Annotated in this window: 26 protein-coding genes; 14 read left to right on the top strand and 12 right to left on the bottom strand. The window is 67.4% G+C overall.

Features of this window, described 5'->3' with window-relative positions; translation table 11 throughout:
- Positions 1 to 54 precede the first annotated feature (54 nt).
- Together cysZ and N0B71_RS02845 are read right to left on the bottom strand one after the other, a co-directional pair.
- Positions 55 to 795 carry a sulfate transporter CysZ gene (gene cysZ / locus N0B71_RS02850; protein ID WP_259757197.1) on the bottom strand — a complete coding sequence of 247 codons (741 nt, stop codon included), beginning with the start codon at positions 793 to 795 and terminating at the stop codon, positions 55 to 57.
- 97 nt (positions 796 to 892) lie between these two features.
- A complete protein-coding gene (locus N0B71_RS02845; protein ID WP_259757196.1) occupies positions 893 to 2,824 on the bottom strand; it encodes a sensor domain-containing diguanylate cyclase in 1,932 nt (643 codons plus the stop codon).
- A gap of 419 nt (positions 2,825 to 3,243) precedes the next feature.
- On the opposite strand from N0B71_RS02845, the gene trxB reads away from it, so the two are divergent.
- Positions 3,244 to 4,188 (top strand): thioredoxin-disulfide reductase, encoded by a 945-nt coding sequence (gene trxB / locus N0B71_RS02840; protein ID WP_259757195.1) that lies wholly within the window; start codon positions 3,244 to 3,246, stop codon positions 4,186 to 4,188.
- A 324-nt stretch (positions 4,189 to 4,512) separates the two neighbouring features.
- Here the strand turns inward: trxB and N0B71_RS02835 are convergent, their stop codons facing one another.
- From N0B71_RS02835 to folM, 5 genes are all read right to left on the bottom strand, one after another.
- Positions 4,513 to 4,851 (bottom strand): HopJ type III effector protein, encoded by a 339-nt coding sequence (locus N0B71_RS02835; protein WP_259757194.1) that lies wholly within the window; start codon positions 4,849 to 4,851, stop codon positions 4,513 to 4,515.
- Between the two features lie 12 nt (positions 4,852 to 4,863).
- The gene (locus N0B71_RS02830) at positions 4,864 to 5,175 is read right to left on the bottom strand and encodes a DUF1244 domain-containing protein (protein WP_259757193.1); all 312 of its coding nucleotides are present in this window, start codon (positions 5,173 to 5,175) and stop codon (positions 4,864 to 4,866) included.
- A gap of 125 nt (positions 5,176 to 5,300) precedes the next feature.
- Positions 5,301 to 5,672 carry a dihydroneopterin triphosphate 2'-epimerase gene (gene folX / locus N0B71_RS02825; RefSeq protein WP_259757192.1) on the bottom strand — a complete coding sequence of 124 codons (372 nt, stop codon included), beginning with the start codon at positions 5,670 to 5,672 and terminating at the stop codon, positions 5,301 to 5,303.
- 1 nt (position 5,673) lies between these two features.
- On the bottom strand, positions 5,674 to 6,234 hold the full coding sequence (gene folE / locus N0B71_RS02820; RefSeq protein WP_416785719.1) for a GTP cyclohydrolase I FolE: 561 nt from the start codon (positions 6,232 to 6,234) through the stop codon (positions 5,674 to 5,676).
- Positions 6,235 to 6,266: 32 nt separating this feature from the next.
- Positions 6,267 to 6,992 (bottom strand): dihydromonapterin reductase, encoded by a 726-nt coding sequence (gene folM, locus N0B71_RS02815; protein WP_259757191.1) that lies wholly within the window; start codon positions 6,990 to 6,992, stop codon positions 6,267 to 6,269.
- Between the two features lie 143 nt (positions 6,993 to 7,135).
- Between folM and N0B71_RS02810 the strand changes: the two genes are divergently transcribed.
- Genes N0B71_RS02810 through N0B71_RS02800 form a run of 3 tightly spaced genes read left to right on the top strand, consistent with a single transcriptional unit; the run spans position 7,136 to position 9,123 of the window.
- A complete protein-coding gene (locus tag N0B71_RS02810) occupies positions 7,136 to 7,591 on the top strand; it encodes a flavodoxin (RefSeq protein WP_259757190.1) in 456 nt (151 codons plus the stop codon).
- Positions 7,591 to 8,058: a cupin domain-containing protein gene (locus tag N0B71_RS02805; RefSeq protein WP_259757189.1), complete on the top strand. Its 468-nt coding sequence runs from the start codon at positions 7,591 to 7,593 to the stop codon at positions 8,056 to 8,058. Before N0B71_RS02810 ends, N0B71_RS02805 begins: the two co-directional genes overlap by 1 nt.
- A gap of 9 nt (positions 8,059 to 8,067) precedes the next feature.
- On the top strand, positions 8,068 to 9,123 hold the full coding sequence (locus N0B71_RS02800; RefSeq protein WP_259757188.1) for a hypothetical protein: 1,056 nt from the start codon (positions 8,068 to 8,070) through the stop codon (positions 9,121 to 9,123).
- A gap of 373 nt (positions 9,124 to 9,496) precedes the next feature.
- Here the strand turns inward: N0B71_RS02800 and N0B71_RS02795 are convergent, their stop codons facing one another.
- The gene (locus tag N0B71_RS02795; RefSeq protein WP_259757187.1) at positions 9,497 to 10,393 is read right to left on the bottom strand and encodes a LysR family transcriptional regulator; all 897 of its coding nucleotides are present in this window, start codon (positions 10,391 to 10,393) and stop codon (positions 9,497 to 9,499) included.
- 114 nt (positions 10,394 to 10,507) lie between these two features.
- On the opposite strand from N0B71_RS02795, the gene N0B71_RS02790 reads away from it, so the two are divergent.
- Together N0B71_RS02790 and N0B71_RS02785 are read left to right on the top strand one after the other, a co-directional pair.
- Positions 10,508 to 10,885: a CidA/LrgA family protein gene (locus N0B71_RS02790; RefSeq protein WP_259757186.1), complete on the top strand. Its 378-nt coding sequence runs from the start codon at positions 10,508 to 10,510 to the stop codon at positions 10,883 to 10,885.
- On the top strand, positions 10,872 to 11,558 hold the full coding sequence (locus N0B71_RS02785; protein ID WP_259757184.1) for an LrgB family protein: 687 nt from the start codon (positions 10,872 to 10,874) through the stop codon (positions 11,556 to 11,558). Before N0B71_RS02790 ends, N0B71_RS02785 begins: the two co-directional genes overlap by 14 nt.
- A gap of 7 nt (positions 11,559 to 11,565) precedes the next feature.
- Here N0B71_RS02785 and N0B71_RS02780 read toward each other — a convergent pair whose 3' ends face one another.
- Positions 11,566 to 12,279, bottom strand: coding sequence for a WbqC family protein (locus N0B71_RS02780; RefSeq protein WP_259757183.1), 714 nt, complete (start codon positions 12,277 to 12,279; stop codon positions 11,566 to 11,568).
- Between the two features lie 439 nt (positions 12,280 to 12,718).
- Between N0B71_RS02780 and N0B71_RS02775 the strand changes: the two genes are divergently transcribed.
- The 5 genes from N0B71_RS02775 (at position 12,719) to N0B71_RS02755 (ending at position 16,687) form a co-directional block, all read left to right on the top strand.
- Positions 12,719 to 13,501, top strand: a complete 783-nt coding sequence (locus N0B71_RS02775) for a class II aldolase/adducin family protein (RefSeq protein ID WP_259757181.1) — start codon at positions 12,719 to 12,721, stop codon at positions 13,499 to 13,501.
- Entirely contained in the window at positions 13,501 to 14,379 is an 879-nt protein-coding gene (locus N0B71_RS02770) for an alpha/beta fold hydrolase (protein WP_259757180.1), read from the top strand. The genes N0B71_RS02775 and N0B71_RS02770 overlap by 1 nt, the downstream gene beginning before the upstream one ends.
- 99 nt (positions 14,380 to 14,478) lie before the next feature.
- Positions 14,479 to 14,772, top strand: coding sequence for a hypothetical protein (locus N0B71_RS02765; RefSeq protein ID WP_259757178.1), 294 nt, complete (start codon positions 14,479 to 14,481; stop codon positions 14,770 to 14,772).
- Between the two features lie 112 nt (positions 14,773 to 14,884).
- Positions 14,885 to 15,796, top strand: coding sequence for an SDR family oxidoreductase (locus tag N0B71_RS02760; RefSeq protein ID WP_259757177.1), 912 nt, complete (start codon positions 14,885 to 14,887; stop codon positions 15,794 to 15,796).
- Positions 15,797 to 15,919: 123 nt separating this feature from the next.
- Complete coding sequence (locus N0B71_RS02755; RefSeq protein ID WP_259757176.1) at positions 15,920 to 16,687, top strand: crotonase/enoyl-CoA hydratase family protein; 768 nt, start codon at positions 15,920 to 15,922, stop codon at positions 16,685 to 16,687.
- A gap of 286 nt (positions 16,688 to 16,973) precedes the next feature.
- Here the strand turns inward: N0B71_RS02755 and N0B71_RS02750 are convergent, their stop codons facing one another.
- From N0B71_RS02750 to N0B71_RS02740, 3 genes are all read right to left on the bottom strand, one after another.
- A complete protein-coding gene (locus N0B71_RS02750) occupies positions 16,974 to 17,321 on the bottom strand; it encodes a cupin domain-containing protein (RefSeq protein ID WP_259757174.1) in 348 nt (115 codons plus the stop codon).
- Between the two features lie 42 nt (positions 17,322 to 17,363).
- Positions 17,364 to 18,785 carry an NAD(P)/FAD-dependent oxidoreductase gene (locus tag N0B71_RS02745; RefSeq protein WP_259757172.1) on the bottom strand — a complete coding sequence of 474 codons (1,422 nt, stop codon included), beginning with the start codon at positions 18,783 to 18,785 and terminating at the stop codon, positions 17,364 to 17,366.
- Between the two features lie 112 nt (positions 18,786 to 18,897).
- On the bottom strand, positions 18,898 to 19,650 hold the full coding sequence (locus N0B71_RS02740) for an AraC family transcriptional regulator (protein WP_416786118.1): 753 nt from the start codon (positions 19,648 to 19,650) through the stop codon (positions 18,898 to 18,900).
- A gap of 304 nt (positions 19,651 to 19,954) precedes the next feature.
- Between N0B71_RS02740 and N0B71_RS02735 the strand changes: the two genes are divergently transcribed.
- The 3 genes from N0B71_RS02735 to N0B71_RS02725 all read left to right on the top strand — a co-directional run bounded on the left by N0B71_RS02735 (position 19,955) and on the right by N0B71_RS02725 (position 25,879).
- Positions 19,955 to 21,748: a DUF1302 domain-containing protein gene (locus tag N0B71_RS02735; RefSeq protein ID WP_259757169.1), complete on the top strand. Its 1,794-nt coding sequence runs from the start codon at positions 19,955 to 19,957 to the stop codon at positions 21,746 to 21,748.
- A 22-nt stretch (positions 21,749 to 21,770) separates the two neighbouring features.
- On the top strand, positions 21,771 to 23,141 hold the full coding sequence (locus N0B71_RS02730; RefSeq protein WP_259757167.1) for a DUF1329 domain-containing protein: 1,371 nt from the start codon (positions 21,771 to 21,773) through the stop codon (positions 23,139 to 23,141).
- A 194-nt stretch (positions 23,142 to 23,335) separates the two neighbouring features.
- The gene (locus tag N0B71_RS02725; protein WP_259757165.1) at positions 23,336 to 25,879 is read left to right on the top strand and encodes a LuxR C-terminal-related transcriptional regulator; all 2,544 of its coding nucleotides are present in this window, start codon (positions 23,336 to 23,338) and stop codon (positions 25,877 to 25,879) included.

Below are 25,879 nucleotides of genomic sequence, written 5' to 3'. Positions count from 1 at the left end.
GCCGATGACAGTGCGATGATCGATCGGTGACAGCCGCTCAGCTGCGGCGCCCGGTCATTTCACCAGGGCGTTTTCGCCACCTTCGCGCACCCAGAACAGCACCGCGCCGGCCACGGCGGCGGGCATGGCGACCAGGTTGACCACCGGGATCAGCAGCGCCAGGTAGGTGATGCCACCGAAGCCCATGCACGCCCAGCGCCGCTCGCGCAGCCAGGCGAGCATCTCGTTCCAGCCCAGCTTGTGGTTGTCCGCCGGGTAGTCGATGTACTGCACGGCCATCATCCACACGCCGAACAGCAGCCACAGCGGGGTGGCGATCAGGTTCAGGCCGGGGATCAGGCTGAGGATGAACAGGCCGATGGCGCGCGGCAGGAAGTAGCCGAGCTTGCGCAGTTCGCGGCCGATGGTGCGCGGCACCATGGCCATCAGCTCGGCCCAGCTGAAGGCGGGAAAATCGTCCTTGCCGCGCACCACCACTTCGACCTTTTCCGCGAGGAAGCCGTTGAACGGCGCGGCTATCAGGTTGGCCAGCAGGGTGAAGGTGAAGAACACGATCAGCAGCACCAGCACGACGAACAACGGCCAGAGGATGAACTGCAGGAAGCTCAGCCACTCGGGCAGGGTCGGCATCAGGGCGTTGACCCAATGGCTGAACTGGTTGACGGCGAAGCCGATCAGCCCGACGAACAGCAGGATGTTGATGCTCAGGGGCAGCAGGACGAACAGCCGCAGGCCGGGGCGCATCATCAGTTTCAGGCCTTCGCTGAGGTATTGCGGGCCGCTCAGGGTGGACATCGGCATCTCCAGGGTTGAACCGTAGGCGACCTTAGCAGACCCGGCGGACGGCCGGCGAGCCGTCTGTTTTGCCGGGTATGTGTTCTCGCGGCGGTGCTCAGGCCGCCGTGTAACGGTGGCAGCGGTTGCGTTCCTGCTTGGCCTGGTACATGGCGATGTCGGCGGCGCGGGTGAGGGCGTCGGCGTCGCCGGCGTCCTGCGGGTAGAGAGCGATGCCGATACTGGGGGTGACGAAGTCGATCACCTGGCCGCCCAGGTGGTAGGGCGTGCCGAGCACGGCCAGCAGGCGCAGGCCCAGGGCGTCGGCCTGGTCCGGTTCGGCGTTCTCCAGCAGCACGGCGAACTCGTCGCCACCCAGGCGGAAGGCCTGGTCCGGCTGGCGCAGGCTGCCGCGCATGCGTTCGCCGACGGTACTGAGCAGGGCGTCGCCGATGGCGTGGCCGAAGCGGTCGTTGACCTGCTTGAAGCGGTCCAGGTCGATGTACAGCAAGGCCACCCGGTTGCTGTTGGCGATCGCCCGTGGCAGTTGCTCGTTGAAGGCCTTGCGGTTGCCCAGTTGGGTGAGGGTGTCGCGAAAGGCCAAGTCCAGGAGCTGCTTCTGGTACGCCACCTGGTCGCTGATGTCGCGCAGGATGCCGCGGAAGCCCTGGAATTCGCCCTGGGCGTCGCGGATCGCCGAGAGTCGCGTCTCGCAGTTGACCAGCCGGCCGTCGCGGCGCTTGAAGGGCGCGGAGAAGGTGGTTTCCTGTTCGTCGTCGCGGGCCTGCTCGTAGAGGCTGCGGGCGCGCAGCAGGTCCGCCTCCTGCAGCAGGATGCCGAAATGCTGGCCGCCCAGTTGCTCGGCGCTGTAGCCGAGCATGCGGCACAGCGCCGGGTTGAGGGTGCGGATGATGCCGCGGGTGTCCATCTCGAAGAAGCCGTCGCGGATCGCATCGAGGATCGCCCGGTCGCGCGCCTCGCTCTGTTCCAGGCGGTCGAGCATGTCGTTCATTTCGTGGGCGAGCTGGCCCAGTTCATCCGCGCCCTGCGGGCTCAGGCGCGAGGGCGTGTCGTCCTGGCCGATGACCGCGACCTCGCGGTTCATGGTGGTGACGCGGCGGATGATGCGGAACTCCAGGGCCACGTAGGCGAGCAGGATGGCGCCGCCGAGCAGGGCGAGGGTCAGGTAGAGGAACAGGCGCACGGCCTGCTGCCCCTGCTGGTACAAGGGGCGCGGGCTGGTGAGTTCCAGGCGCAGCTGCGGCCGGCCGAGGGAATCGAGGTAGAGCAGCGACATCTGCTGGCTGTTCTCGTCCAGCAGGCGCCGCGGACTGATCAAGGTGGCGCCGCGCCCGGTGGGGATGTTGAGGGTGCGCCAGTCGTTGCCTTTCACCTCGTCCTGCACCAGGCGCAGGCTCGCGCCCATCTGCGTCTGCAGGTTGGACATGCGCTCCTGGTCGAGCAGCACGCCAACGATCACCGCACCGGCGGGCTCGGCGGTGCCGGCGGTGTTGCTGATGGGGTAGCTGAGCAGCAGCTGCGGGATGCCGTCGATCTGCAGCAACTGGTCGAGACTGTGGCGCGGGTCGCCATCGATCTTCAGCGCGCCCAGTTCCAGGGCCGTGCGCAGGATGTTCCGGCGCAGCTGGTCAGGCGTGGGCACCGGTTGTTGGGGGAAGCGTTTGCCCAGTTCGTCGAGCTTCCACTGCTGGGCGAGGATCTGCCCGCTGCGGTCGACGTAGAGGACGTAGTCGAAGCCGAGGATGCCCAGCAGGTCCTGGTCCAGGTTGTCCTCGACGAAGCGCGACTGCGGCTGGTGCATGAACTGGTAACTGGCGTCCCACCAGGCGTAGCTGTGGACGATGTCGAGGTTGCGCTGTTTCTCGTAGGCGACGCGGTTATGCACGATGCGCACCTCGTCGGCCAGGCGCTGGCGGTCGCCGCGGTCGAAGCGGTCGAGCAGGATCATGTCCGACAGCAGCCAGACCCCGCCGAGGCTCGCGACGAACAGGGGCAGGCACAGCCACAGCAGGCGGGCGCGAAGGTTCATGGTGGTTCGGGTGACCTTTTTTCTTGAGTCTAGCCATCCAGGCACGTGGGTGCCCGCTGCATAGGGGCAGCCTATGGAGGGCATTGAGATTGGGCATTTCAGCAGGACGCGGTGGCGGCGGTAAGCTGCGCGCCATCTGCTATCGAACGAGTTCGAGGGTCGATCCGCCGCACCCTGACCTATCTCAAGGAGCGACGGGCGACTGCGGAAATCCCTGACTTATCTCAAGGGATTTCCAGCGTTCTGCAGGACAATGCGAACTGTGACTTGGGTCACACCGCATTGCCCACGGTCTCCGGGCCATGCGGACCGCGCAAGAAACCTTTACGTGGAGCTGCCGCCCTCCCAACCTTCCCCCTGGTGCTTTGGCAGCTCCCTTTTCTTTGCCCGACTCATCCACCTCAGCACTGGAGACTGTCATGTCCGATCGTCACGCGCGCGTCATCATTCTGGGTTCCGGGCCCGCCGGCTACAGCGCCGCGGTCTATGCCGCCCGCGCCAACCTCAAGCCGTTGCTGATCACCGGGATGCAGGCGGGCGGCCAGCTGACCACCACCACCGAGGTCGACAACTGGCCGGGCGACCCCCACGGCCTGACCGGCCCGGCGCTGATGCAGCGCATGCAGGAGCATGCCGAACGCTTCGAGACCGAGATAGTCTTCGACCACATTCACGCCGTGGATCTGGCTGGCAAGCCCTTCGTGCTCAAGGGCGACAGCGGCACCTACAGCGCGGACGCGCTGATCATCGCCACCGGCGCCAGCGCGCGTTACCTGGGGTTGCCCTCGGAAGAGGCGTTCATGGGCAAGGGCGTATCCGCCTGCGCCACCTGCGACGGCTTCTTCTACCGCAACCGCGAGGTGGCCGTGGTGGGCGGCGGCAACACCGCCGTGGAGGAGGCGCTGTACCTGGCCAACATCGCCAGCAAGGTCACCCTGGTGCACCGCCGCGAGAGCTTCCGCGCCGAGAAGATCCTGCAGGACAAACTGCGGGCGCGCATCGCCGAAGGCAAGATCGAGCTGCGCCTGAATGCCCAGGTGGAGCAGGTGCTGGGCGACGACATGGGCGTTACCGGCGTGCGCCTGCGCCACAACGATGGCGAGACCTCGCAGCTGACTGTCGATGGCCTGTTCGTCGCCATCGGCCACACGCCCAATACCTCGCTGTTCGAAGGCCAACTGGCGCTGAAGGACGGCTACCTGGTGGTCAACGGCGGCCGTGACGGCAATGCCACCTCGACCAGCATTCCCGGTGTCTTTGCCGCCGGCGACGTGGCCGACCACGTCTACCGCCAGGCGATCACCTCCGCCGGCGCCGGCTGCATGGCCGCGCTGGATGTGGAGCGTTACCTGGATTCCCTGTAACGGCCCGAAGAGCCGGCGTGCAGGAAGGGGCCCCGCTTGCGGGGCCTTTTTCTTGCCCACTCGGAGACTTCGTAGGAGCGAGCTTGCTCGCGAACCTGCCAGGCACGGAGTTGTGCGGTTCGCGAGCAAGCTCGCTCCTACCATATTTGGCGCCATGCGTACTGCCGAACCGACGCCCATTCAGCTCCCGGCACCGATGCCCGTTGTAGGAGCGGGCCATGCCCGCGATCGCGCTCGTGGCGCGCTCCCACAGGGGAGCTCCGGTCCGATGTTCCAAGAAAAAAGCCCCGCTGATGCGGGGCTTTTTCATGGAGCGGAAGAACCTCAGCCGCGACGCGACAGCGGTTGGCGTTCGAAGTTGACGCCGGCCAGGCCGGTGACCTGCAAGGCACGGATGTTGGCGTGGTCGGTGCCTTCGGGATTGTCGCGCACGGCGCGGTAGTGCTCGCCGAAGGCCAGCAGCGACTCTTCTTCGCTCAGCCCCTCGAGAATGGCAAAACCCAGGGTCTTGCAGGAACCTTCGTTCTGCCCGGCGGGGTTTTCCACGCTGCCGTTGGTGAAGGCGCTGGGGGTGTAGCTGTAGTGCTCGGCGATGTACGCCAGGGTATCGGTGAACAGGTGCTGCTCGCTGCGCAGGCGCGAGCGGAAATCGTTGAGGGTCATCAAGGCAAACTCTTAGTGTTTCTTCGCGTTATCGAAGGCCGCCTGTTGTTCGGGCGAGGCGTCCGTCTGGTACTTGGCCTTCCATTCGGCGTAAGGCATGCCGTAGATCTCTTCGCGGGCCTGGTCGGGGCTGACCGGCAGGCCCATGTCGTCCGCCGCGGCCTTGTACCACTTGGACAGGCAGTTGCGGCAGAACCCGGCAAGATTCATCAGATCGATGTTCTGCACGTCCTTGCGGGTCCGCAGGTGCTGCACCAGGGTGCGGAACGCGGCGGCTTCCAGTTCGGTGCGCTGCTCGTCGGTCAGGTTCATCGGCTCGGTCATGGCAGGTTTCTCACTGTGGCGCATCGCAGGCGCATGGCGGGGCTGGCGAGATTCTAAGAGGCGGGCGATCTGCCAGCAACGCCCGTTGGCCGACTGGCACGGGCGTGCAGGGTGGCAGGCGTGGCTCAGCGCTGGGCGGCCAGGGCGATGGATACCGACTCGGCGAAGCGCAGGGCGTGGGGCTTGTCCACTTCCACTTCGGCGTAGCGCACGGCCGGGTTGGCCATGACCAGGTCGAGCAGTTCCTGGGTCAGCCGCTCGAGCAGGGCGAAGCGGTTTTCCTCGACGTGGGCGATGATCGCCTTGGTGATGGTGCGGTAATTCAGCGCATGCTCGATGTCGTTGACCTGCACCGCGTCGGCCGCCGGGTAGAGGATGGTCAGGTTGATCAGCACATCCTGCTTGTTGAGGATTTCCTCTTCCTTGATGCCGATATAGGTGCGTACGCGCAGGTCCTTGACCCGAATTCGCGCCATGCCCGGCTGCAATTGCGTCATGTCACTTGCTCCGTCCGATCAGTTGCAGGAATTCCTGGCGGGTGGTGTTGGAGGCGCGGAAGGCGCCGAGCATCACCGAGGTGTTCATCACCGAGTTCTGCTTCTCCACCCCGCGCATCATCATGCACATGTGCTGCGCCTCGATCACCACCGCCACGCCGGCGGCGCTGGTGACCTGCTGGACCGCCTCGGCGATCTGCCGGGTCAGGCTTTCCTGGATCTGCAGGCGGCGCGCGAACATGTCGACGATGCGCGCCACCTTCGACAGGCCCAGCACCTTGCCGGTGGGAATGTACGCCACGTGGGCCTTGCCGATGAAGGGCAGCAGGTGGTGTTCGCACAGCGAGTACAGCTCGATGTCCTTGACGATGACCATTTCGTCATTGTCCGAGGCGAACAACGCGCCGTTGACGATTTCCTCCAGCGTCTGGCCGTAGCCGTGGCAGAGGTACTGCATGGCCTTGGCCGCCCGCTTGGGCGTGTCCAGCAGGCCTTCGCGGGTCGGGTCTTCGCCGAGTCCCTTGAGAATCTCACGGTACTGGTGAGACATGTCGTCGATCATGGTGGGAGTTCCTCGCGCCCGCGCCGGGCGGGTCATTTGAGATGCCGGCCGCCGTTGACGGTGAGGGTAGTGCCGGTCACGTAGGGGCTGTCGAGCAGGTAGCGCACGCTCTGGTAGATCACGTCCGGGCCGGGCTCGATGCCCATGGCGGATTTCGCCAGGGTACGGGCGCGGTAGGCGTCGTCGTCGCCTTCGTTGAACAGGATCAGTGCCGGCGCGATGCCGTTGACCTTGATGCGCGGCGCAAGGCTGGCGGCGAAGGACAGGGTGAGGTTGTCCAGGCCGGCCTTGCTCGCGCAGTAGGCGATGCGGTTGGCGCTGCCCTTGCGGGCGACGTCGTCGGAAAGGTGGATGATGTCCGCCGGGGCGCCGCGTGCGGCGGCGTCGCGTTCGAGCAGCGGCGCGCAGCGCAGGTTGATCAGGTAGGGCGCGAGCATGTGCAGGCGGAACAGCGACTCGAAGACCTGGGCTTCTTCGCCGGGCGTGTCGCCGATCCACGCCGAGGCGTTGTGGATGATCGCGCGCAGGCGCTCGGTGCGGGCGCTCAGCTCGTCGATGAAGGCGAGGATGCCGGCCTCGTCGGCCAGTTCGGCGTGCAGGCAGGTGGCGCCCAGTTCGCGCAGTTCGGCGATGCCGGGCTTGTCCTGGCGATAGGTCACGATCACCGGCTGACCCTCCTGCAGCAGGCGCCTGGCGCAGTGCAGGCCGATACGCTGGCTGGCGCCGGTGATCAGGATGGGGGCTGGGGTCTGGCCCATGCGCGCCTCGCGAAAATCCACTGGGGGGCGCCGCGGCGGACAATGTCCTAGCGGCCGGGTAGGGCAAAACTATACCAGCCCCGGCGCGGTGCGGCACGGATGGGGCATAATGGGCGGCCTTGTCTTGCCTTGTGGGAGTGAACATGAAAGTCGCCATTGTGTCCGGCTCGGTCTACGGCACCGCCGAAGAAGTCGCGCGCCACGCCAAGCGCCTGCTCGAAGCCGCCGGTTTCGAGGCCTGGTACGACCCGCGCGCCACCCTGGACGCCATGCTCGCCTTCGCCCCCGAGGCCTTCCTGGTGGTGACCGCCACCACCGGCATGGGCGATTTGCCCGACAGCTTCCAGCCGCTGTTCCACAGCATCCGCGACCGCCTGCCGGCCGACTGGCGCGGCCGCCCCGGCGCCGTGCTGGCGCTGGGCGATTCCAGCTACGGCGATACCTACTGCGGGGGCGGCGAGCAGGTGCGCGAGCTGTTCGCCGAATTGGGCGTGCGGGAAGTGGTGCCCATGCTGCGCCTGGATGGCAGCGAGACGGTGGACCAGGAAACCGACTCCGAGCCCTGGCTGGCCGAGTTCATCGCCGCGCTGAAGGCCTGATGCATCCCCGCGCCCGTTACCTGATCGACACCCTGCAGCTCGCCCCGCACCCCGAGGGCGGCTTCTACCGGCGGGTGTTCGAATCGCGGCTGGCGGATGCCGGCGGACGGCCGCAATCATCGGCGATTCTCTTCCTGCTGCCGGCGGGCACCGTCAGCCGCTGGCACCGGGTGGACGCCGACGAGCTCTGGCACTTCCACGAAGGCAGCGCGCTGGAGTTGTTGATCGCCGAGCAGCCGGACGCCGCCGTGCGCCGCGAGACCCTCGGCCCGGTGGGCGAGGGCAGCCTGCCGCAACGCGCCGTGCCCGCCCATGCCTGGCAGGCCGCGCGCTGCCAGGGCGATTACGTGCTGGTGGGCTGCACCGTGTCGCCAGCTTTCGAGTTCGCCGGCTTCAGGTTGCTCGCCGACGATAGCCAGGCGCAGCGTGAATGGCCGCGCCTGATGGAGTTCACCGATCTGCTCTGAGGGACAAGGATGATCCCGGTACCGCTGTTTTCCCCGGCCCTGCTGGTCACGCTCGGTGTGTCCGCCCTGGCCGTTCTGGCCCTGCTGCTGTGGCTGCTGGTGCTGTGTCTGTTTCGCTCCGCGCGCCAGTGGTGGGCGCGCCATCGTGCCGTCAGCTGGAGCCTGCTGGTCGTGCTGCTGGTGCTCTGCCTGCCCCAGGCCTACATGGCGTATGTCTGGCAGGTGGTCAGTAGGGAGAGCCGGCAGGAGCAGGCGGCCCGCCACCCGACGCTCAGCGAGCCGGCGCGCATCCGCGGTCTCGACGTGCCGGCCGGCACGCGCCTGTCGTTGCCCGGCTCCCATGACTGGCAGGCCGCTGATGAGGTCGAGTTCCCGGCGCCGACACCGGTTCACGGGATTGCCGCGCTCGCCGTGCGCTTCAGCTCCACCTGGGACGACCAGGCACCGGCGGTGGAGTTGCCCGTCCACGAGTTGCGCCTTGCCGCGCCCGTCACGTTCGATGGCTGGCACTGCGGGCCGGAGGCGCCGCTGCGCCTGGCGGTGCGCGCGGAGTCGGACATCCTGCTAATGGGCTGCCAGCTGGCGGCGGGCAATCGCGTGGCCGGCCTGGATATCCCGCCGGGCAGCGAGCTGATGCGCTACACCACCACCTACGGCGATGGCCTGCGCGACCCGGATGTCTGGCGCATCGACGTGCACGCGCCACTGCAACTGGCACAGCTACCGCTGTCGGGCGTCACGTTGCTGCTGGGCGGCAAGCGCACACTGTTCGGCTTCGAGAGCGCCAACCTCGCGCGGGAATTCACTCTGGGCGGGATGAGCTATCCCGCCGGCACCCAGGTGCGGTCGGTCAACCGCACCCTGCGCGACCGCGCGCCGGGCGCCTGGCTGTTCACCCCGGTGAATGGCCAGGTGGCGCGCCGTGGGGACGGCGGAACGGTTGCGGAAGGCATGACGGTGATCCAGCAGCCCGACGGACGCATCGAGGGCGAGTTGCCCAACGATCAGGCCGGCGTGATCGTTTTCGACACCTTCGATTTCTCGTCGGAGGATTCGGGTTCGTAAGCCCCGCCTGCGCCGCTGAGGCATTGCCTTCGGGGCAATCGACAGGCAGCGAGGCGGATAACGCTGGCGCGTTATGCGCCCTACGGAGGGGCGCAGGCCTCGCGCCCACCGTAGGGCCGAGGGGCGCCTGGCTCTTGCTCGCGAATCCGCCTCAACGCCGGCCCTGCCGGCGGATCGCGGGCGTGGCCCGCTCCTACAGGTCAGCGAGGGCGCGATTTTCGTAGGACCGAGGGGGGCGCCTGGCCCTTGCTCGCGAATCCGCCCCAACGCCGGCCCTGCCGGCGGATCGCGGGCGTGGCCCGCTCCTACAGGTCAGCGCTGGTGCGCTTTTCGTAGGGGCGGGGGGCGCCTGGCCCTTGCTCGCGAGCCATCGTCACACCGAACTTTCGGGATGCAGCGGCATTTCCACCATCAGCGCCAGCCAGGCTTTGGCGGCATTCGACAGGTACGCGTCGCGGCGCCAGATGAAGCTGATGTCCCAGCGCAGGTCCGGCTGGCTCAGCAGCACGCGCACCAGCCCCGGTCGCTCCAGGTCCTTCGCCACCACCCGCGGCAACAGCACCGCGCCTTGCCCGGCGGCGACCAGCGCGCCGAGGAAATCCGCCTGCCCGCTGCGGCCGCCTTCCTTGGGTTCGAAGCCGGCGTCGCGGCAGGCGCGCAGCAGGCGGTCGTTGAGGGTGAAGCTCTGCTGGTAGAGCAGGAAGGGCGTGTCGGAGAGTTCCGCCAACTCCAGGCTCTCGCGGGCGGCCAGTGCGTGGCCCGACGGCAGCAACACGTCCAGCGGTTCGTTGCAGAAGGGTTGCCAGTCGAAGCCTGCGTCGTCCGGGGTGAGGCCGCCGCCCAGTTCCAGTTCGCCGCTTCTGACCATCTCCTCCATGGTCTTGCTGCCGCCCTCGATCAGGTGCACGTCGATGTTCGGGTAGCGCCGCCGGTATTCGGCGAAGCGCCCGGCGAACAGCGCGTCGGCGCCCAGCAGCGGCAGGCCCAGGCGCAGTTCGCCGCGGTGCAGGTGGGTGAGGTCGTCCAGTTCGGTGCGCAATTCACGGCGCAGGCGCAGCATGTCTTCGGCGCGGCGCAGCACCACGTCGCCGGCGGCGGTCAGGCGGATGTGCGGGCCGCTGCGCTCCAGCAATTGCACACGCAGGCTCTGCTCCAGTTGCGCGACCTGCTTGCTCACCGCCGACTGGCTGGCGTTCAGGTGCACCGCCGCCTGGGTGAAACTGCCGTGGCGCACGACTTCGGCGAAGGTGCGCAGTTGCTTGAATTCCATTCTGGAATGGCTCCGATTCGATCTATTCGCTTTGGGGATGATAGGCGCGGGAGTAGGCTTTGCACCATTCCCAACCGATTTTCTTCATCCGCTCAACGCACCGAGATCGCCGCCATGTTCCGCCGTGCCGCCCGCCTGATCTTCGAACTCGCCGTCCTCGCCGCCTTCTGGTGGATCGGCGGCTGGATCGCCGCCCTGACCGGGCTGCCGGTGCCGGGAAGCGTCATCGGGCTGGCGCTGCTGCTGGTGCTGTTCGCCTGCGGGGCGATCCGCCCGGCCCTGCTGCAGGGCGGCGCCGGCCTGTTGCTGGCGGAGATGCTGCTGTTCTTCATCCCCGCGTTGATGAGCCTGCTCGACTACGGCCCGCTGCTGCGCAGCGAGGGCTGGAAGATTCTGCTGGTGATCACCGCCAGCACCGTGATGGTGATGCTTTCCACCGCCCTGGCGGTGGAGTGGATGTGCCGCTGGAGATCGCGCCATGAGCCTCGATAAGCAAGCCCTGTTCTGGTTGGCCGTCACCCTCGGCGGTTACCTGCTCAGCCGTACCCTCTACCGCCGTTTCCAGCAGTACTGGCTGTCGCCCATCGTCTTCGTGCCGGTGTTGCTGTTCGCTCTGGCGATTCCGCTGCAGGTCCGCTACGCCGACTATGCCCGCGACACCAGTTGGCTGGTGGCGCTGCTCGGCCCGGCCACCGTGGCCTTCGCCATCCCCATCTGGCAGCAGCGCGCCTTGCTCGCCCGCCATTGGCCGGCGCTGCTGACCGGCATGCTGGCCGGCTCGAGCATGGCCATCGGCAGTTCCTGGGCACTGGCCCACGCGCTGGCGCTGGACGGCCAGGTGACGCTGTCGCTGATCCCGCGCTCGATCACCACGCCGTTCGCCATGGAGATGTCCCACGACTTGGGCGGTGTGCCGGCGCTGACCGCGGCCTTCGTGATGATCACCGGGGTGTTCGGCGCGATGATCGGCGGCGTGCTGATGAAAATGCTGCCGCTGCGCTCCGCCCTGGCCCGCGGCGCGCTGTTGGGCGTGGGCGCCCACGGTGCGGGCACCAGCCGGGCTTACGAGTTCGGCGGTGAGGAAGGCTCGGCGGCCGGCCTGCTGATGGTCCTGACCGGGCTGTTCAACCTGCTGCTGGCGCCGCTCCTGGCCTGGTGCCTGTAAGCGACGCTCAGCTCAGCTCGTAGGCGTCGAGCATGCGCGAGGTCTCGGCGGGGGAGTTGAACATCATCACGTCGATGATCGACAGGCCCGCCTCGAAGGTCGGGCGCTTCTGGTCATAGGGGCGCAGCTTGGGCTCCTGGAAGCGCAGGGTCAGCCCGGCATCGCGGTACTTGCTGCGGTCGAAGAAGCTCTGGCCGCCCGGCGGGTTCCAGTACTCCTCCACGCCACCCAGCGCCTTGCAGATGTTCAGCGCCCATTCGTCCGGCGCGGTCGGCCGCTCCATCGACAGCTCCATCTGCGACAGCACCGGCATCCGGCGCGCAAAGCCCAGGTAGGCGCAGGTCGCCTCCAGGGTGGTCTTGTTCACCGAGACGATGTCCTCGAAGGGGTGGTCCAGCGCGGCGGCGATCATTTCCCGCACGTCGCGGTAGTAGGGCGCGACCTTGCGGTACACATCCAGTTGCGAGAACAGGGTGCGGCGCCAGTCCTGGCGGTTGTCCAGGCGCACGTCCCTGATCAGCGCGTGGCGGTGGTGCTTGATCCGCGGCACGCGGATGTAGGACCAGCCGGCCTGGTGCTTGAGGATGCGGTTGCGTTCGATCCAGCCGTGGTGGATGTACTGCACGGTGTCGAACAGGACGAACAGGTCGGTGTGCTTGATCAGGCTGAAGTAGCCCAGGTAGGGAAAGAAATAGGGCTGCATGATGGCGGTTCGTTTCACGTCGGCTGCCTCGTTGGCCGAACTGGAGTCTCCTCCCGACTCCCGGGTACTGCTTGAGCGCGGTGCAAAAGTCGAACGCGTTGCAAAAGATATTGCGAAATGTTTCCAGCTGGGGCGAAGACGCCGGAGACGGCGCCGGGGCAGGCATGAAGATCAGGCACGCTTCCGCCAGTCCTGACCTGCGAGCGGGCTGCCGCAGCGTCTGGATAGCGCTGTTGGAGGGAGTCACCGGGCGCTGCGCAATGCGGGCGCGGCTGAAACCGGCTTTGCCCACTATAGGTGGGGAAATTGCCCGCGCAAGGCGAATCATCGCCCTGTGCTTATGGCAGAACATTCGCCGGACGTTGTCAGGGGCAACTGTCAGTTCCGTGACAGTCGATTCGCCGCCACGCTGACTAGACTGCGCCATCGAACAACAACAACGAAGAGGCTACCGATCATGCACGCCGCTCACCCGCTGCCCACCGTGAACGTCAGGGACCAGGTGTCCGCCGCCGAATGGCAGACCCGCGTCGACCTCGCCGCCTGCTACCGGCTGATCGCCCTGCAGGGCTGGGACGACCTGATCTTCACCCACATCTCCGCCAAGGTCCCCGGCACCGAGGACTTCCTGATCAACCCCTACGGCATGATGTTCCATGAGATCACCGCGTCGAGCCTGGTGAAGGTGGACCTGTCGGGCAAGAAGCTGATGGACAGCCCCTACGACATCAACCCGGCGGGCTACACCATCCACAGCGCCATCCACGAAGTGCGCCACGACGTCGAGTGCGTGCTGCACACCCACACCGCCGCCGGCATCGCCGTCTCCGCGCAGAAGCAGGGCCTGCTGCCGATTTCCCAGCAATCGCTGTTCGTCCTGTCCAGCCTTGCCTACCACGGCTACGAGGGCGTGGCGCTCAATCACGACGAGAAGGCGCGGCTGCAGGCGGACCTGGGCGAAGCCAACTTCATGATTCTTCCCAACCACGGCCTGCTGACCTGCTCGGGCACCATCGCCGATACCTTCCTGATGATGTTCACCCTGCAGCGCGCCTGCGAGATCCAGGTGCTGGCTCAGGGTGGCGGCGCGGAGCTGATCCTGATTCCGCAGCCGATCCTCGATGGCGCCCGCGCCATGGCCGCGGCGGTGACCAAGAGCAAGCAGGGCATGGGCGGCGCGCTGGCGTGGCCGGCGCTGCTGCGCAAGCTGGACCTGCAGAACCCCGGCTACCGCGACTGATGGCGCTGGCCGGCATCGCCCTGCGCGACTGGCGCGCGCAGGGCAGCGACTTCACCTTTCGCGGCCACGGCATTCGCTACTGGAGCGCCGGCACCGGCGCTCCGCTGCTGCTGGTGCACGGTTTCCCCACGGCGTCCTGGGACTGGAACCTCCTCTGGCAGCCACTGGCCGAGCGCTACCGGGTGATCGCCTGCGACATGCTCGGCTTCGGCGACTCGGCCAAGCCCAGGGGCCACGACTACCGCATCCTCGAACAGGCCGACCTGCAGCAGGCGCTGCTGGAGCACCTGGGCGTGCGCGAACCGGTGCACCTGCTGGTGCACGACTACGGCAACAGCGTCGGCCAGGAACTGCTGGCGCGACACGAGGAGGGCGGCTTCGCCCTGGCGTCGCTGGCCTTCCTCAACGGCGGACTGTTCCCGGAGACCCACCGCGCGGTGCGCTCGCAGAAGCTGCTGCTCAGCCCCCTCGGTGCGCTGTTCGGCCGACTGTTCGACCGCCGCCGCCTGGCGCAGAACTTCGCCAAGGTGTTCGGGCCGCAGACCCAGCCGACGGAGGCGGAGCTGGATGCCTTCTGGGAACTGATCCGCCACAACGACGGGCCGCGCGTCATGCACCGGCTGATCCACTACATCCTCGATCGCCGCCAGCACCGCGAGCGCTGGGTGGGGGCGATGCAGCGCACGGCGGTGCCGCTGCGCCTGATCGACGGGCCGCAAGACCCGATCTCCGGCGCGCACATGGTGGCGCGCTACCGCGAGCTGATACCGCAGCCGGACACCGTCGAGCTGCCCGGCATCGGCCACTACCCGCAGGTGGAGGCGCCGGAACAGGTGCTACAGCACTATCTGGCGTTCCGACAGGAAAGGGCGCCGTAGGTACGGACCGATCCGCCCGCAGTTTCGGAACTGGCTGATGGAGCGGCCAGCAGTGGCAGCGGTAGTTTCCCCGGTTTTTGCCAGCCGGAGGTCGCTGCCATGCCACTCAGAGCCGTCATTCCCGTCCGCCAGCCGCAGGGTTCGCTGCTGTACCGGGCGCTGCTGCACCTGCGCCGGGACTTCGCCTTCGTCGCGGTGCCCCTGCTGCTCGCGCTGCTGGGCGTGTGTGCCGCCGGCTGCTATTACGCCTGGATCACGCAGAACTGGGTGCCCGCCGCCCTGGGCCTGCTGGCGCTGCTGCCGGCCTTCGGCCTGCTGCTGTTCTGGAGCGAGTACGACTGGTGGCTGTTCAAGCTCGGCCCGCGTGACGACCTGAACATGCCCATGCGCTGACCGATCATCCCCAGGCCTTATCGCGCACCATTCAGCCACGGTCGTCTTGGTTGTGACCGCATCGTGACTGCCGGACACTCGGGAAAAAACCATCCTGCCTGGAGCCCCAATCATGAGTGATGCCCTGCATTTCGACGGAAAAGTCGTGATCGTTACCGGCGCCGGTGGCGGCATCGGCCGCGCCCATGCGCTGCTGTTCGCCAAGTACGGTGCCAAGGTAGTGGTGAACGACCTGGGCGGTAGCACCCATGGCGAAGGCGCCAATGCCTCGGCGGCGGATCGCGTGGTCGCGGAAATCCGCGAAGCCGGCGGCACCGCCATCGCCAACCATGACTCGGTGACCGATGGCGAGAAGATCGTCCGCCAGGCCATCGAGGCCTTCGGCCGCATCGACGTGGTGGTGAACAACGCCGGCATCCTGCGCGACAAGACCTTCCACAAGATGGAAGACGCCGACTGGGACCTGGTCTACAAGGTCCACGTCGAAGGCGCCTACAAGGTGACCCGCGCCGCCTGGCCGTTCATGCGCGAGCAGGGCTATGGCCGGGTGATCTTCACCTCGTCCACCTCCGGCATCTACGGCAACTTCGGCCAGAGCAACTACGGCATGGCCAAGCTGGGCCTCTACGGCCTGACCCGCAACCTGGCTATCGAGGGCCGCAAGAACAACATCTTCGTCAATGCCATCGCCCCCACTGGCGGCACCCGCATGACCGAAGGCCTGATCCCGCCGCAGGTGTTCGAGGCGCTCAAGCCCGAACTGGTCAGCCCGCTGGTGGTGTACCTGGGCAGCGAAGCCTGCCAGGAGACGTCCGGCCTGTTCGAAGTGGGCGGCGGCTGGATCGGCAAGGTGCGCTGGGAGCGCAGCCTGGGCGTGGGCTTCGACCCGCGCGAGGGCTACAGCGTCGAGGACGTGGCGGCCAACTTCGCGCAGATCTGCAACTTCGACAACGCCGTGCACCCCAAGGACAACGTTGAGGCGCTGCGCGAGATGATGGCGAACCTGCAGAAATACGCCGGCTGATCCGGCCAGCCTGACCGGCGGAACGGCCAGCGGGGCTGTTCCACGGCGGCGAACGCAGTAAGGTTGAAAGGGCCGGCGCATGCCGGCCCTTCGCGTTTCTGCTTCCGGCCCGAGGAGTTCGCCATGAGCGTGATAATCCAGAAGAACGGCCCGGTGACCACCCTGGTCATCGCCCGCCCTGCGGTGCGTAACGCCGTGGACCTGCCCACCGCCCAGGCGCTGGCCGATGCCCTGCGCGAGTTCGAACAGGACGACCAGGCCCGCGTCGCCGTGCTCACCGGCGCTGGCGGGACCTTCTGCGCGGGCGCCGACCTGGCGGCGGTGGCCGAGGGCGGCGAGCGGCGCAATCGTCTGGAAACGGAAGGCGACGGGCCCATGGGGCCGAGCCGCATGCAATTGTCCAAACCGCTGATCGCCGCCATCGAGGGCTATGCCGTGGCCGGCGGCCTGGAGCTGGCGCTGCTGGCGGACCTGCGGGTGATGGCCGAAGACGCCGTGTGCGGCGTGTTCTGCCGGCGCTTCGGCGTGCCGCTGATCGACGGCGGCACGGTGCGCTTGCCGCGCATCGTCGGCCAGGGCCGCGCGCTGGACCTGATCCTCACCGGCCGCCCGGTGGGCGCCCAGGAGGCGCTCGCCATGGGCCTGGCCAACCGTGTGGTGCCCAGCGGGCAGGCGCTGGAGTCAGCCGAGGAACTGGCGCGGGAGATCGCCGAGTTCCCGCAGCGTTGCATGCTGGCCGACCGGGCGAGCGTGTTCGCGCAATGGGAGCTGTCCTTCGACGTGGCGCTGGCCAACGAATTCCAGGGTGGGATGGCGGTGATCGACAGCGGCGAGACGGTGGATGGGGCGAGGCGCTTCGCCGGCGGGGCAGGGCGGCATGGGGAGTTCTGAACGCCGTGACCGTAGGAGCGAGCTTGCTCGCGAACCGAATCCACCGGCCACACAGATGCTGGGCGGGTTCGCGAGCAAGCTCGCTCCTACAGGTTAAACACTTCCCATCCAACCAGCACGACCCGATCGCTCTCCTTCGGGGGAGACGGCGCTCAGAATAGCCGGCGGGCTCGGTGTTTCGCTTGACGCCATACGGCCCCCTCTCCCTTCGGAGCGGGGCGCGTAGCCAGGGCTGGGGAGAGGGAAAGCCCGGGCGCCGGGCCAACCCACTACACCGGCAGCCGGATCAATCGCGCTCGATGATCACATAGGTCTTGCGCACGGTTTCCTGGATATCCCACACGCCCAGGCTGTTCTGCGGCAGCAGGAAGGCGTCGCCGGCCTGGAAGGCGATCGGCTCGCCGCCGTCCGGGGTGAAGGTGCCGCGGCCGGCGATGAAGTGGCAGAACTCCTGCTCGACGATCTGGCGGCGCCAGCGGCCGGGGGTGCATTCCCAGATGCCGGTTTCCACGCGGTCGGTGCGCTCGATGGATTCCACGCGGGTCTCGGAGATCGGCTCGCCCAGGGGCACGGCCACCGGGTTGGCTTCGCCGAGCTCGGCATGCAGGGTGTTCTTCAGGTGGGTCAGTTTCATACGGGGCTCCAGTGGGGCGTTGTTCTTAGAATGGGCGGCGTTTCAGCCGACCTTCCAGGTCATCAGGTTTTCCATGCTGGCGGCGACTTTCTCCGCCAGGCGGCGGCGCCAGGGCGCGCTGTGGGGGTTGGCCAGCACCTCGTCCTCGTGCACGAAGCTGCGGATGATGGCGTTGTAGCCCAGCCAGCGGCAGGGTTCCGGCTCCCAGCCGCTCAGGCCGTCCTGCACGCTGCGGTCGTGGATGACCCAGGGCTGGCGGGTGAGGGCGCTGTCCTGGCCGAGGATCAGATCGGCCAGCGTGCGGCCGCCCAGGTTGGTGGCGCCGACGCCTTCGCCGCCGTAGCCGCCGGAGAGGGCGATGCCGTTGCGGCGGTCGATCAGCATGTGCGGGTGGAAGCGCCGCGACATGCCCAGGTTGCCGCCCCAGGTGTGGGTGATGCGCACATCCTTCAATTGCGGGAACAGTTCGCTGAACAGGTAGCGGCGCAGGCCGACCTCATCGTCGGTCAGGCTGAAGTCGTTGCGCAGCTTGCCGCCGAAGCGGTAGCCGCCGCGGGCGCCGAAGGCCAAGCGGTTGTCCGGGGTGCGCTGGCCGTAGGTGACCTGGCGGCTGAACTCGCTGAAGGCCTGGCCCTTGTCGAGGCCGATTTCCGCCCACACCGAGTCGGGCAGCGGCTCGGTGGCCACCAGCAGGCTCTGCACCGGCAGTTGGTAATTACCCAGCGGTGGCAGGGCGGCGGCGTAGCCTTCGATGGCGGGCACGATCCAGTGCGCCTTCAACTCGCCCTGGTCGGTGCGCAGTTGGCCGGGCGCCCAGTGGGTGACGCGGCTCTTCTCGAAGATCGGCGTGCCCTGGCGTTCCACCGCGCGGGCCAGGCCACGGACCAGCTTGGCCGGGTCGATGGTGGCGCAGTGCGGGGTGTGGATGGCGCCGAGCGCGCTGGGGATGCGCAGTTGTTCGGCCAGCTCGCTCTTGCTCAGCCAGCGGTAGTCGTCTTCGGTCAGGCCTTCGGCGTGCAGGTGGGTGAGGTACTCGCGCAGGCGGGTTTCCTGCTCCGGGTAGCGCGCGGCGGTATAGAGCACGCCGCCCTTGCGGTAGTCGCAGTCGATGCCTTCGCGGTCGAGTACGCGGGCCACTTCGTCGGGGATGTCATGCAGCAGGTCGTAGGACGCGCGGCGTTGCTCGGGCGACAGGCCGGCGAGCAGGCGGTCCTCGCCGAGCAGGTTGCCCATCAGCCAGCCGCCGTTACGGCCCGAGGCGCCGAAGCCGGCGATCTCGGCCTCGACGATGGCGATCTTCAGCTGCGGTGCGCGCAGCTTCAGGTAGTAGGCAGTCCACAGGCCGGTGTAACCGGCGCCAGCGATGGCCACATCGACGTCCAGGGTGCCCTGCAGGGACGGCCGCGGGACGAGATCGTCGTCCAACTGGTTCATCCACAGACTGATATGACGCCATGCCGACATAGACGACTCCGAAAGGAAGAAGGGGAATGTCGGCAAGCCTAGATTTGGCGCGGGGTTCTGTCGTGCGCGCGGGTACGCGAGGATTGCTCGCGTACCCGCCGGCAGGGGCGCATCAGGCCTCCTGCTGTTCCTCGCGCAGGCGCTTCAGGTACTCGCGAGGGGACTGCCCGGTCTGCTGGCGGAAGCAGCGATAGAAAGCCGAGAGCGAGTTGAAGCCGGCGGAGAAAGCCAGCTCGTCGATGCGCGAGGGCAGCGGTGGGCGCAACTGGCTGAGCAGGTGGGTCAGGCGCGTCTGGTTGACGTACTGGTAGAAGCTCAGCCCCATCACCTGGTTGAGCAGGTAGGAGATCTGGTTGCGCGTGTAGCCGGTGGCGGTGGCCACCTGCGTGAGGTCCAGGTCCGGCGCCAGGTAGGGCTGGCTCTTCCCGAAGTAGTCCTCCAGGTCGCTGGCCAGCTGGCTGAGCTGGCGCGGCGAGAGGCCCAGGCGGCTGGTGGCCGGGCGCGGGTCGACGGACTGCGGACGGCTCTCGCTGCCTTCGCGCACCACCGAGGCGTATTCGTTGATGCGCCAGATCAGGCCGTCGCGCACGGTGATCGCTTCGCTGGAATGGAAGGTCGCCAGGCGCCCGCTCAGCGTCACCGCGATGCGGTACTGGATGAAGGCGGTGTCGCCGTCCACGCGGATGCGGTCGATGTGGTCGAGGAACTCTTCCGGGCGGCTGGGCATGGTGCTCTGCACGTAGTCGCGCAGGTCGGCGTAGCCCAGGGTGCGGTTCTGGAAGAAGTCGTTGTACTGCACCTGCGGGTGATACAGCGCGAGCACCGCTTCGAGGTCGCGATGCTTCCAGCACTGGTGGTAGCGCAGCACCACCTCGCGGGTCTGCTCGGTCAGGTGACTGTCGGTCGGGCGTTGGTCGATGGCATGCATAGGGACCTAAGAATGCCCCAGACCGCGCCGCTGCGGTAGTGGTAATCGTTCTCTGGATGCCGGTGCACTATCCATCGTCTCGATGATTCGTCATCGCTTGCACCAATATCGCCCGCCAGAGCCCATGGCAGAGGGGGGATTCACTCTTTCGGGCGACACGCCAAATACCACCTTGGAGCGCTTACTCCCCGTCGGGTCGCTCAGTAGGGTAAGGCCACCTAGACACCGTCAGGAGAGCCGCATGACAACAAAAACAAGGCGCGGATTCTTCCAACCGCAACTTCTCGCCACTGCTGTCGCCCTGGGATGCGCCACCCAGGCTCAGGCAATCAACTTCAACATCGGGGAGATCGAAGGACAGTTCGATTCCAGCCTGTCCGTGGGGGCCAGCTGGAGTACCCAGAGTCCGAAGCAGGATCTGATCGGCGCCGCCAATGGCGGCCACGGCATGACCCAGACCAACGACGATGGCCGGCTGAACTTCCGCAAGGGGGACACCTTCTCCAAGATCTTCAAGGGCATCCACGACCTGGAGCTGAAGTACGGGGACTTCGGCGTGTTCACCCGCGGCAAGTACTGGTACGACTTCCGCCTGAAGGACGAGAGCACCGACTGGAAACAGATTTCCGACGACGGCCGCAAGGAAGGCGCCAAGTCTTCCGGCGCCCAGCTGCTGGATGCCTTCGGGTACTACAACTATTCCATCGCCGAGCTGCCGGGCACCGTCCGTGTAGGCAAGCAGGTGGTGAGCTGGGGTGAAAGCACCTTCATCGGCAACAGCATCAACACCATCAACCCCATCGACGTCTCCGCCTTCCGCCGTCCCGGTTCGGAAATCAAGGAAGGCCTGATCCCGGTGAACATGGTCTACCTGTCGCAGAGCGTGACCGACGCGCTGTCCGTGGAGGGCTTCTACCAGCTGGAATGGGACCAGACGGTGCTCGACAACTGCGGCACCTTCTTCTCCACCACCGACGTCGCTGCTGACGGTTGCAAGACCAACTACAACATCCTCGATCCGGCGACGCTCAATACGCTGAACTCGCCGGGTATCCACTCGCTGCTCAACTCTATGGGCGTGACCGTCAACCAGGAAGGCCTGATGGTGCCGCGCGGCGCCGACCGCGATGCGCGCGACTCCGGCCAGTGGGGCCTGGCCCTGCGCTGGCTGGGCGACGATGTGGAGTACGGCGCCTACGCCATGAACTACCACAGCCGCACGCCCATCGTGAGCATGCAGAACGCCGGGCGAGCCGACATCATCAATGCCCTGCGCGTGTCGGCGCTGGCCCAGCCGATCCTGCTGGGGCGCGGCAGCTACTTCCTCGAATACCCCGAGGACATCCGCCTGTACGGCCTGAGCTTCTCCACCACCCTGCCCACCGGCACCGCGTGGAACGGCGAGATCAGCTACCGGCCGAACATGCCGCTGCAGCTCAACACCACCGACCTGACCCCGCTGCTGGCCACCACCGTGGCCGGCGGGTTCGCCAGTGGCGGCGTGGGCGGTGCGCTGGCCCAGGCCAACGCCGTCAACCACGGCTACATCCGCAAGGAAGTGACCCAGGCGCAGACCACCTTCACCCACTTCTTCGACCAGACCATGGGCGCTGACCGCCTCACCCTGGTGGGCGAAGTCGGCGTGACCTACGTCGGCGGCATGACCAACGAAGTCGGCGAGCGCTACGGCCGCGACTCGGTGTACGGCGTGCCGGAGAACGCCACCGCCCGTAACGAATACGGCAGCGGCGGGTTCTACACCTCGTCCTCCTGGGGTTACCGCGCCCGCGCCATCTGGGACTACAACAACGTCTTCGCCGGGGTGAACCTCAAGCCGAACCTCGCCTGGTCCCATGACGTGCACGGCTACGGCCCGGTCTTCAACGAAGGCAGCAAGGCCGCCAGCGTCGGCATCGATGCGGACTACCAGAACACCTACACCGCGAGCCTGAACTACACGAACTTCTTCGGCGGCGATTACAACACCATCGTCGACCGCGACTTCGTCTCGCTCAGCTTCGGTGTGAACTTCTGACCTGCCTGCTCAAGGAATCGACATGAGAACGACAAGAATCCTCCAATGCGGCGCGCTGGCCCTGAGCCTGCTGTCCTGCGGCGTGATGGCGGCGGTGTCCGCCGACGAAGTGGCCAAGCTGGGCACCAGCCTGACGCCCATGGGCTCGCAGAAGGAAGGCAACGCCGACGGCAGCATCCCGGCGTGGACCGGTGGCATCTCGCGCACCGCCGGCAAGCTCGACGCCAAGGGCTTCCTCTCCGACCCGTTCGCCGACGAGAAGCCGCTGTTCACCATCACCGCGCAGAACGCCGACCAGTACAAGGACAAGCTGTCCGCCGGCCAGCTGGCGATGTTCAAGCGCTACCCGGACAGCTACAAGATCCCGGTGTACAAGACCCACCGTACCTTCGCGCTGCCCGACGACATCTACGCCGCCATCAAGCGCAGCGCCGAATTCGTCCAGCCGATCAACGACGGCAATGGCCTGGAGAACTTCGAGAAGAGCCGCTACTACGCCTTCCCGCTGCCCAAGAACGGCGTGCAGGCGCTGTGGAACCACCTGACCCGCTACCACGGCGGCAACATCTCGCGCACGGTGGTGCAGGTCGTCCCGCAGACCAACGGCAGCTACACGCCGATCCGCTTCGAGGAATCGATCGCGGTGCCGCAGAGCATGGCTGACCAGGATGCCAGCAAGACCAGCAACATCCTCACCTACTTCAAGCAGCAGGTAACTGCGCCGGCGCGCCTGGCCGGCAACGTCCTGCTGGTCCACGAAACCCTGGACCAGGTGAAGGAGCCGCGCCTGGCGTGGATCTACAACGCCGGCCAGCGCCGCGTGCGCCGTGCCCCGCAGGTCGCCTATGACGGTCCGGGCACCGCCTCGGACGGCATGCGCACCTCGGACAACTACGACATGTTCTCCGGCGCGCCGGACCGTTACGACTGGAAACTGGTGGGCAAGCGCGAGATGTACATCCCGTACAACAGCTATCGCCTGAACTCGCCGCAGCTCAAGTACGACGACATCGTCAAACCGGGCCACATCAACCAGGACCTGACCCGTTACGAACTGCACCGTGTGTGGGAAGTGGTGGGCACCCTGAAGTCCGGCGAGCGCAACATCTATGGCCAGCGCCACTTCTACCTCGACGAGGACAGCTGGCAGATCGCGGTGTCCGAGCTGTACGACGGTCGCGGCCAGCTGTGGCGCGTCGGCGAAGGCCATTCGATGACCTTCTACAGCGAACTGGCCACCGGCTACGCCGCCGAATCGCTGTACGACATCCTCGCCGGCCGCTACGTGACCTTCGGCCTGAACAACGAGGAGAAGCGCGGCTACCAGTTCGGCCAGAAGGCCAGCATGGCCGACTTCACCCCGGCTGCGCTGCGTAACACCGGCGTTCGTTAAGTAACACCCGCTCCTTGGCCCCGGCATCCCGCGTGGATGCCGGGTTTCTTTTTTCTGCCGCCGGCAGGGCCGGGCAGCCTCTATCGCGGGTCAGAGCGCCGCCTGCGCTATACCCGTCCATGAATCTGGCTGATGGTCCTTTGCCCGCTCCGCCCAGCGGCATAGTCTGGCCTGCAAATGGCCGGAAGACGCCCATGTCGACAATCGCCCTGCACAGTCTTGCCCAGCACGGTGCGGCGCTGCCTCGCCTGCCACGCCAGCACCTGCCCCGCGAACGGCTGCATGCCAGCCTGAGCGCCACCGAATGCCGCCTGCGCCTGCTGGTGGCACCGCCCGGTTGTGGCAAGACAGTGCTGATGAGCGAGTGCGCGCGCCTGGCGCCCGCCGGCACCCGGGTGGTGTGGCTCGGCCTGGGCGGCCGGTCGCTGGCACCCGAGCAATTCTGCGAGCGGCTGGGCGAAGCACTGGGCGTGCCCTGGGCCGGCGAAGCCGCCCTGGCCGCCTGGCTGGAAAGTGCCAGCGAGCCGGTCTGGCTGATGCTCGACGACTACCCCCGCGCCCCCGATCCCGCCCTTGACGATTGCTTTGACCGCCTGCTCGCCGTGGCCTCGCCGCAGATCGGCTGGTGGCTCGCCAGCCGCCGTCGCCCGGCCTGCAACCTCACCCGCCTGCTGCTCGAAGGCGAGCTGCTGGAGCTGGGGGCCGGCAGCCTCGCGCTGACCCAGTGCGAAATGAACGCCTACCTGCAGACCGCCGGCCTGGAATGGCCCCAGGCCCAGCGCGAGACGCTGCAGGAGGCCACCCATGGCTGGTTCGCCGGTGTGCGTCTGCGCCTGCTCAGCCTGGGCAGCGAATCCGTCGCGCCCTGCGCCACGCAGATCGCCGAGAGCGGCAACGGCCTGCTGCAGGATTATCTCCAGCGCGAAGTGCTCGCCAGCCTGCCGGCGGAGCTGGCGGAGACCCTCTGCGGCCTCGCGCAGATCGCCCGTTTCAATCGCGAACTCTGCGACTACCTGTTCGACGAACCGGGCCTGGGGCTGGATGGCCTGCAGGCCTGGGGCGTGCTGATCGAACCGGTGGACAACACCCAGCACTGGTTCCAGGTCGCGCCCATGCTCGCGGCGGCGCTGGCCAGCCTGTCGCGCTGGCCGGCGGCGACGCTGCACCGGCGTGCCTGCCAGTGGTTCACCCAATGCGGGGAAATCCACTCGGCGTTCGAGCATTCCCTCTACGCCGAGCAGCCGGACGTGTCCGCCAGCCTGCTGCAACGCCTGACCGAGGAGCAGCTGCTGCACGGCCGCAACGTCGAGCGCGTGCTGCAACTGCGCGAAGCGCTGCCCGAAGAATTGCTGTGCAGCACGCCGCGGCTGCTGATCCTCAACGCCTGGACCTTGCTCTTCGTCGGCCGCCTGGACGATGTGGAAGCCTTGCTGGCCGGCTTCGACCGCTTCCTGCCGATGCCCGGCGAGCACCGCCAGCGCGCGCTGATCGCCCAGTGGCAGGGACTCAACGGCATGCTCACCCATGCCCGCGGCCTGCCCGGTTCGCGCGAGCAACTGCGCGAGGCGCTGGCGCACCTGCCCGAGGATGCCTGGGCACAGACCCTGATCTGCCTGTCCGCCCTGACCCAGCAGGCCCAGGCCGACGGGCGACTCGCCGAGGCGCGGCTGATCAACCGCGAAGCCCTGCGTCGCGCGCGCCTGCAAGGCAGCACCACCTTCGAGGCATTGCTGGAACTGGACCGCGCCCAGTGGCTGGAGCAGCGCGGCGAACTGCAACGCGCCGACGCGCTGCTGGCGCGGGTGCAGGACTACCTCGACGAGATGCGCATCACCTGCAACGCCATGGCCGGCCGCGTCGCCCTGCGGCGTGGCTGGCTGTGCCTGCGCCAGGGCCGTGACGACGAGGCGCGCGAACTGTTCATCGCCGGGCTCAACGAAACCCGCCGCAGCCACGACCCGAGCCTGATCTACGGCTTCACCGGCCTGGCCTGGCTGGACGCCCTGGACGGCGACACCGACGGCGCCTTCAGCCGCCTGCTGGAAGTCGAACGGCTGATGCAACTGCAGCACGTGCCGGAGCCGATCTACCGGGGGCCGCTGCTGCTCGCCAGCGCGGCGCTACACCTGCGGCAGCAGCGCGCGGCGCCGGCGCGGGAAATCCTCCAGCGCGTGGCCTCGCGCTACCGCACCGACCGCCTCAGCCCGCCGGCGGCGGCGCCGGACCAGATCCTGCGGGTCGAACACCACCTGGCACTGGCCGAGCTCTACGACGGCGACGTGGAGGCGGCCCTGCAACGCCTCCTGGCGATGCTCCCGGACCTGCTGCGCCAGGGCCGCAACACCCTGGCCTGCGACGTCTGGCTGGCGCTGGCCGAGGCCCACTTCATCGGCGGCAGCCTGGACGAAGCGCGCAGTGCGCTGGACGAAGGCGTCATGCTCGCCCAGCGCTTCGGGCTGCTGTCCACCCTGCGCGACACCCAGCGCCGCCAGCCCGGCCTGTTCGGCCTGCGCCCCAGCGCGGGCGAGATGGCCCCGCATAACCTGCTGAGCCTGCGCGAACTGTCGGTGCTGGAATTGATCGCCCGCGGCTGCTCGAACCTGGAGATCGGCGAGCGGCTCTACATCTCCCTGCACACGGTGAAGACCCACGCGCGCCGGATCAACGGCAAGCTCGGCGTGGAGCGGCGCACCCAGGCCGTGGCCCGGGCGAAGGAACTGGGCCTGCTGAAGGTCTGA

Origin of the sequence: Pseudomonas sp. GCEP-101, assembly GCF_025133575.1 — a bacterium.
In the GTDB taxonomy this organism is placed as follows: Bacteria; Pseudomonadota; Gammaproteobacteria; order Pseudomonadales; family Pseudomonadaceae; genus Pseudomonas; species Pseudomonas nitroreducens_B.
This window is presented reverse-complemented; position numbering and strand designations above follow the sequence as displayed.